Source organism: Vibrio genomosp. F10 str. ZF-129 (assembly GCF_000287055.2).
In the GTDB taxonomy this organism is placed as follows: domain Bacteria; phylum Pseudomonadota; class Gammaproteobacteria; order Enterobacterales; family Vibrionaceae; genus Vibrio.
The window spans coordinates 85,101-91,231 of the sequence record NZ_AJYQ02000097.1; the positions used below are offsets into that span (position 1 = coordinate 85,101).

At 44.5% G+C, this 6,131-nt stretch carries 5 protein-coding genes; all 5 read left to right on the forward strand.

The window, feature by feature from the left end; all coding sequences use genetic code 11:
- Positions 1-4 precede the first annotated feature (4 nt).
- The 5 genes from pspB to A1QO_RS11650 all read left to right on the forward strand — a co-directional run bounded on the left by pspB (position 5) and on the right by A1QO_RS11650 (position 5,973).
- On the forward strand, positions 5-238 hold the full coding sequence (gene pspB, locus A1QO_RS11630) for an envelope stress response membrane protein PspB (RefSeq protein WP_017034935.1): 234 nt from the start codon (positions 5-7) through the stop codon (positions 236-238).
- Positions 231-620, forward strand: coding sequence for an envelope stress response membrane protein PspC (gene pspC, locus A1QO_RS11635; RefSeq protein ID WP_017034936.1), 390 nt, complete (start codon positions 231-233; stop codon positions 618-620). Before pspB ends, pspC begins: the two co-directional genes overlap by 8 nt.
- Before the next feature lie 130 nt (positions 621-750).
- Complete coding sequence (locus tag A1QO_RS11640) at positions 751-1,782, forward strand: efflux RND transporter periplasmic adaptor subunit (protein ID WP_017041615.1); 1,032 nt, start codon at positions 751-753, stop codon at positions 1,780-1,782.
- On the forward strand, positions 1,782-2,870 hold the full coding sequence (locus A1QO_RS11645) for an efflux RND transporter periplasmic adaptor subunit (protein WP_017041616.1): 1,089 nt from the start codon (positions 1,782-1,784) through the stop codon (positions 2,868-2,870). Before A1QO_RS11640 ends, A1QO_RS11645 begins: the two co-directional genes overlap by 1 nt.
- Entirely contained in the window at positions 2,863-5,973 is a 3,111-nt protein-coding gene (locus tag A1QO_RS11650) for an efflux RND transporter permease subunit (protein ID WP_017041617.1), read from the forward strand. The genes A1QO_RS11645 and A1QO_RS11650 overlap by 8 nt, the downstream gene beginning before the upstream one ends.
- Positions 5,974-6,131: the final 158 nt, after the last annotated feature.

The window sequence follows — 6,131 nt, forward strand, 5'->3', positions numbered from 1 at the left end:
TTCTATGTCATCGTTTTTGATCGCTGGGCCATTGATGGTTTTCTTAATCTTTGTGGCTCCCTTATGGCTATTTTTACATTATCGAGCAAAACGTCATTCCGGTAATGGGTTATCCAAAGAAGATAACCAACGAATCCAGCATTTGTCAGAGCAAGCAGAAAAGCTTCAATCTAGAGTGGTGACGTTAGAGAGAATTCTAGATGCTGAATCCCCTAATTGGAGATCATCTTATGACTAAGCGCGAACTCTACAGAGATGTTCAAAATAGTAAACTGACCGGCGTTTGTGCCGGTTTAGCGAACTACTTTAGTGTCGAGGTTTGGTTGATTCGAATCTTAGTCATATCAGCGGCATTGCTTGGCGCTGGATTTCTGGTTCTCCTGGCTTATGTCGCGATGACACTGATGATAGAAAAACAGCCGGTGAATTACTCTCAAGACATCAAAACTCAACAAGAGCACAAGCTAAAAAGTAAGCCTTGGCAACAAGGTAAGAGCGCCAGTGAACTGCTAAAAACGTTAGAAAATGATTTTGATACATTGGGAGGGAAACTAGGAAAAATGGAAGCGTACGTCACCTCTGATGCATTTAAAGTCAACCGCGAATTTAAAAATCTGTAATCAGTAATGAGAGTGGTATCAAATACCACTCTCTATTCATTTAATTTCAATGAATTAACCGATTATTCACTGGTATCCATTAGGGTATTCAACTATCTTTGTAACTAAATGATTCTGTTGGATGCTACCCATGGCAAAGTATATTTATCTCATTGTCTTTAGCGCAATCTTAAGTGGTTGTGGTAAAGATCTTCCTCCTGTACCTGAGCCGGAATCACGGCCTGCAAAATTATTCACTGTATCGGTTGGTAATAGCCAGTTTGAACGCACCTTCCCCGCGACAACCGAAGCGGGTGACAAAGCGATATTGACTTTTAGGGTTGCGGGCCAACTGCAGTCGATTGATGTAACAGCCGGACAAAATGTCAAAAAAGGTGAGCAGTTAGCCTCTTTAAATCCTGATGAATATGCCTTACTGGCCAAGCAAGCCCAAGCCAATTTTATGTTGGCTGATGTGCAGTTTGAACGTTATAAAAAGTTGCATATTGATAAAGTAGTGTCAGAACAAGACTTTGACCAAGCTAAAGCGAATCACAATTCTGCGCGAGCTATCCTCTCTCAAGCGAAAGCAAATCTTAGATACACCAAACTGATCGCACCTTATGACGGCACCATTTCACTCTCCCCCGCTCAAAACTTTGAATTTGTGAGTGAGAAAACAGGGGTAATGAACATTCAAACGAACCAGTTGCTGAAAGTGGTGTATCAGTTACCTGATCATCTGTTGAACCGTTTTTCTCAAGATCTTAACCCTAATGTCACCATGACGTTTGATGCTTTTCCCGATACGAGTTATCCGCTTCTCTTTCAAGAAATAGACACAGAAGCAGACCGAAACACGGGCGCCTATAAAGTGACGATGGTTATGGAACGGCCAAAAGATATCGGTATCCTTCCTGGAATGGCAGGCAGTGTCCGCGCCATCGTTGATGCTGGTCAAACTACTCGAATCCCATCATCTGCGCTCTTTGAAGAAGATGGAAAAACACGAGTATGGCGTGTGACACCATCGGGTCTCACAGAGAAAGCGACGGTTGAAGTTAATGATAAGCGAGAAGTACTCTCTGGCCTAAATGATGGTGATCAAATCATCGTATCTGGCGTGAGTGGCATTGAAAGTGGCATCAAAGTCCGAGAGTGGGTTAAGGAGAGAGGGCTGTAATGATGAAACAATGGAAATCAGTTAGTTTGTTCGCATTCAGTATCGTTTTGGCAGGATGTAAAGAGGACGTCGTAAAGACTGAAATGGTTCCTCTTAATGTTCGGGTTGCTGACCTATCGATTTCTGAAGCCAGAGAATCGCTTTACTTTCCTGCTGTGGCAAATGCGGCAGAGCGCTCCCATTTGAGCTTTCGAGTATCAGGCGAAATCAGCCAATTAAGCGTAAAAGAAGGGGACCGAGTTAAGAAAGGGCAATTGATAGCCAAGCTAGATCCTACCGATTATCAGCTTGATGTCGACAACGCCCAGGCACGATTTACCGTTGTGAACAATCAGTTTAATCGTTCCAAACCCCTCGTTAACAAAGGGCTTTTAGCTAAGTCACAATTTGATGAGATTGCGGCGCAAAGACAAATAGCCTTGGCCGAATTAGAGCTAGCGAAATTAAGACTGTCGTTTACTCAGCTTAAAGCCCCGGTTGATGGAATTATTTCTCGAGTCAATACTGACCAGTTTGAAAATGTTCAAGTCGGGCAGTACATCGTTAACATACACAGTGTAGAAACGGTCGAGATACTCATACAGCTACCAGATAGGCTTCATGTCAACTCGCCAACTCACCAGGCCGTGGATACGATTCAAACCATCGTCAGAGTGCCGAGTGGTAATGAATATGAGGCATCAGTAAAAGAATTTACTACCGAACCGGATCCGGCAACAGGTACATTCACTGCAACATTGTCTATGCCAATGCCAGAAAGCGAATATATCCTCGATGGTATGGCCGTTGAAGTCACGGCCACAGGGGAAAGCCTCGGGCATAGTATCAGCGTCGGGGCTTATGTCCCAGTAGAAGCGATCTTTAATGGTGATGGTGATGGCTTAGAAAGAGACAACAAATACGTGTGGGTTTTACAAAGCGACAACACAGTAACGAAACGAAAAGTCACATTAGGCAAAGCATCGCAAAACTCATTTAAAGTACTCGATGGGTTAGACACAACTAACGTCGTCGTTGTTGCAGGACTTTCTAAATTGCGAGAGGGAATGAAAGTGAACGTGATTTCAGAGGTAGCATTTAATGAGTGATTTGAAGCAAGTGATACCCGATCAAACGAATGAAGAAGAGAAAGGAATCGCGGTTTATTTTATTAAAAATAAAGTAATCAGCTGGATGATTTCACTGATCTTTTTGATTGGAGGCGTGTCTGCCTTTTTTGGGTTAGGTCGTCTTGAAGATCCAGCCTTTACGATCAAAGACGCGATGGTCGTGACCCAGTATGCAGGTGCGACTCCTCAGCAAGTCGAAGAAGAGGTGACTTATCCCTTAGAAAAAGCCATTCAACAGCTTACTTATGTGGATGAAGTCAATTCGATTTCCAGCCGAGGGTTGTCACAAATAACGGTGACGATGAAGAACAATTATGGTCCTGATGACTTACCGCAGATCTGGGATGAGTTGCGTCGAAAGGTCAATGATCTGCAAGGGTCATTGCCTCCTGGAGTGGGGGCTCCTAAGGTCATCGATGACTTTGGTGACGTTTACGGTATTTTGCTCGCGGTTACTGGGGATGGGTACGGTTATAAAGAGCTGCTGGATTATGTTGATTACCTAAGACGTGAGCTGGAGTTAGTTGATGGCGTGAGCAAAATTTCCGTCTCTGGGCAACAGCAAGAGCAGGTATTCATTGAAATATCGATGACGCGAATGAGTAGCCTTGGTTTGGCGCCGGCAACGGTATTCAACTTACTTTCAACACAGAACGTAGTGTCAGACGCGGGTGCAATAAGAATCGGCGATGAATACATTCGAATTCATCCAACGGGCGAGTTCGAAAATGTCGATCAACTCGGTGATTTAATCATTAACGAAAACGGTGCTTCAGGGCTGATTTATCTGCGAGATGTTGCCAAAATCACCCGTGGTTATCAGGAAGTACCAAGCAATATTATTAACTATAACGGCGATGTTGCTCTCAATATCGGCGTTTCTTTTGCAACCGGTGTTAACGTGGTTGAAGTTGGTGAACGGTTTGATCGCCGCTTAGCCGAGTTAAAGTACCAGCAGCCAGTTGGCGTGCAGATCGCAGAGATATACAGTCAGCCGAAAGAAGTGGATAAATCGGTCAGTGGATTTGTTGTCAGTCTTGGTCAAGCGGTTGCGATCGTCATTATCGTGCTACTGTTTTTCATGGGCTTAAGATCGGGGTTATTGATTGGTCTGATTCTCTTGTTGACCGTTTTGGGCACCTTTATCTTCATGCAGTATTTCAAGATCGATTTGCAACGTATCTCATTGGGTGCGTTGGTGATTGCACTAGGGATGTTGGTGGACAATGCCATTGTGGTGGTTGAAGGGATACTCATAGGCACCCAAAAAGGGCGGACCCGCACCCAAGCCGCTACGGATATTGTCACACAGACGAAATGGCCACTACTCGGTGCTACTATTATCGCGGTGACGGCCTTTGCGCCGATTGGGCTCTCTGAAGATGCCACGGGCGAATATTGTGGCACTTTGTTTACCGTGTTATTGATTTCGTTAATGCTCAGTTGGTTTACCGCTATTTCACTGACGCCATTCTTTGCTGATATGTTTTTCAAAGGACAAAAACTACCAGAGGGCGATGAGGCCAGTGATCCATACAATGGGGTTGTGTTTGTCGCATACAAAAACTTCCTCGAGTTTTGTATGAATCGCGCTTGGTTAACTGTGATCGTATTGGTTGTTGGTCTTGGTGTGAGTCTTTATGGTTTCACCATGGTGAAGCAATCCTTCTTCCCTTCATCAACTACTCCGATGTTTCAAGCTGATATCTGGTTACCTGAAGGTACAGATATACGCGCCACCAATACCAAACTCAAGGTTTTAGAGTCTTGGTTATCAGAGCAAGATCATGTTGAACATGTCACGACGACAGCGGGTAAAGGTTTACAGCGTTTCATGCTGACTTATGCACCAGAGAAAAGTTATGCAGGTTATGGAGAAATCACCACTCGGGTGGATGATTATCAAGCCTTGCACAATCTCATGGAAGCGTTCCGTCAGTATGTAGAGTCGGATTTCCCAGAAATCAATTATAAGCTTAAGCAGATAGAACTTGGTCCTGGTGGCGGTGCGAAAATTGAAGCGAGAATTGTGGGGTCAGATCCGACTGTTCTAAGAGGGCTGGCGGCGCAGGTTTCAGAGATTATCTCAGCGGATCCAAATGCGACCAATGTACGTCATGATTGGCGTGAGCGAACAAAAGTCCTAGAGCCTCAATTTAACGAAAGCCAAGCTCGACGTTACGGTATCACAAAGTCGGATGTTGACGATTTCTTGTCTATGTCGTTTTCAGGTAAATCTGTTGGAGTCTATCGAGATGGCACAACGCTAATGCCCATCGTGACCCGATTACCGGAAGATGAACGAGTTGATATTCGTAATATTGAAGGCATGAAAATGTGGAGCCCTGTACTCAGCGAGTACATTCCTTTACAGCAAATCACACTTGGGTACGAGCTGCGTTGGGAAGACCCTATTATCGTTCGCAAAGACCGAAAACGAGTGCTTACCATCATGGCAGATCCGGACATCCTAGGTGAGGAAACGGCGTCTACGTTACAAAAAAGATTAATGCCACAAATCGAAGCGATAGATATGCCTTCAGGGTATTTTCTAGAGTGGGGAGGGGAGTATGAATCTTCTCGTGATGCGCAAGAGTCATTATTTACCACAATGCCATTGGGCTACTTGTTTATGTTCCTTATCACGGTCTTCCTGTTTAACTCAGTGAAAGAGCCGCTGATTGTTTGGCTTACCGTACCGTTAGCGATCATAGGGGTAACAACGGGATTGCTTGCCTTGAATACGCCTTTTGGTTTCATGGCTCTGCTTGGGTTCTTGAGTCTGTCGGGTATGCTATTAAAAAACGGGATTGTATTGCTGGATCAAATCGAGATAGAAATGCAAACAGGGAAGGAGCCTTACATTGCTGTTGTGGATGCGGCGCTCAGTCGTGTACGGCCTGTATGTATGGCTGCGGTAACGACGATCTTGGGCATGGTTCCACTGTTGCCAGATATCTTCTTTAAACCGATGGCAGTAACGATTATGTTTGGCCTAGGGTTTGCAACTGTATTGACGCTTATTGTGGTCCCAGTATTATACCGACTCTTTCACAGGCTCAAAATACCGAACAAGATTTAACGGTGACGGATGGGTGTGTTGATTACCGCTAGGAAAGAGATATAAACACGCAATGCCTCAGATACTTCACAGGGGCATTGTTTTATACCAATTGTAGTAAATAACGGTTCACCCTAGCTGGTAAAAAGACTCGATAACTGCGTTAGAATTTTTGATTG